The organism is Candidatus Obscuribacterales bacterium (assembly GCA_036703605.1).
Classification (GTDB): Bacteria; Cyanobacteriota; Cyanobacteriia; order RECH01; family RECH01; genus RECH01.
Map to the genome: position 1 here is coordinate 1 of DATNRH010001224.1, position 1,659 is coordinate 1,659.

The 1,659-nt window shown below is 53.9% G+C and carries 1 protein-coding gene; it reads left to right on the forward strand.

Annotation, left to right across the window (positions count from 1 at the left end):
* The first annotated feature begins 719 nt into the window (after positions 1–719).
* Positions 720–902, forward strand: a complete 183-nt coding sequence (locus tag V6D20_25270; protein ID HEY9819093.1) for a kelch repeat-containing protein — start codon at positions 720–722, stop codon at positions 900–902.
* The last annotated feature ends 757 nt before the right edge of the window (positions 903–1,659 follow it).

Consider the following 1,659-nt stretch of genomic DNA (forward strand, 5'->3'; position numbering starts at 1 on the left):
AACGGCGTCTGGCAATGGACGCTGGTTGATGCACAAGGCGGTCCCTCTGCCCGGTCGTAAGTCCTCTCTTCCTGACGAAAAGCGGCGCTCTTATGTACCCAACCGGCGGCAGTCGCGTTTGGGTCTACGGTGGCTGGGATGGCTCTCTGGACTACAACGATCTCTATTACTTTGAACAAGGCAGTTGGTTTACCTCGGCCAACCTTGGTCAACCGACGGGCCGCGCCGAAATGGCTATCTGCGAAGCCCCGGACGGCGCGTTTTATGTTGTCGGTGGCGTCTCTCGTCAAGGCTCCTCTGTAATCCCTCCATGGCTGACACGCAGACTGGTGGAACCGTTCGAAACGACATGTACTCGATCAGCCCCACAAGCTACATGTGGACTCAAGTCGGTATCGCCTTCTATCCTCATCTCGCAGTGAGAACCGGGTCAACTGTAAACCGCGCCAAAGGTCTTGCTCTTTGCACCTCGAGCCATGTCTATCACTTTTGGGGAATTGAAACAAATAACGAGCTTGATTCGATTGAGAAAACGACGATCGGTAAGCTCATTCACTCTGATTGCTAGCCACGGGCGCTACTTCGTTGATTACTCCCGCAGATCAAGTTTCCGCCAAGAACGGAGCCGTCGCTGCTCAGTTTGGAGACAACCTTTACATCTTTGGAGGTCGTCGCGGTTCTACATACGTCAAGTAAGACTTCATGTGACAAGCAGGGACGTGTTCATCTTTAGTGCCAGCAATGACCAATGGGCGAAGCGCCCGATTCCTGCCCGATCACTTCACACTGCCGTTGCTGATGGCAACAACATGATTATTTATGGAGGCACCGGTTCATCCGAGAGTGACGGCACTCTTGTCTACTATGACGAAGTGTGGGTCTACAAGTACTCCAATATCTAATCCCTCAGCATGGTCAGCGGTGTGTGGAATCAACGTACGTCCTCAGGCGATGGCCGGGCTAATCATGCCTGCTGCCTCCTAGGAGGTTCGATGATATGCCATGGCGGCCAAACAGGCGATGACTCGTTTTCTGGAGGCACACAGATTTACAACATCGCTGGGAATAGCTGGAGCACTGTTGGCGGGGGCCCCAGTGCTAGGGCTGGACACCGTTGTGTCACAATTGGATCGAGTAGGCGAAAACTTCTAAAGCTAGCGACGTACTTCTATGGTGGAACTTTCAGCAGCGGCAGCAGTGACACCTATTTCATGGAGATCTGGAGTTTCACTGGCTCAACCTGGACCAACCTCACACAAGTGAGGGAGGATGCAAACGGCAACCGCTGGGACCACACTCGCTTCGACCACATGGCAAGGCTTGAACTAACTTCAGGTTGCGGCAATTGGCGGAAAAATGTTTGCCTACGGTGGCCGCACGTCCAATGTCTTCCTACGTACGGACGTCCTGGCATGGAATCCAGCACTTCAGGGGACCAGTACCTTTGCCTACGACCACCCCCTCTGTGGACTCTTCTGCCAGAACAACGGCCGAACCAACGGTATTAATGACCTCTGAACACCTAGAACCCGGGTTGATGCGGGCTTCTGCCTTCCCTTATCAGGATCGCCTTTGCATGTGGGGGGGATTCTCCAATGGTCAAGGCCCAATGAATGACGCCTTTTGCTACCGGCCCGGCAGCTGCCAAAATCCCTCCGG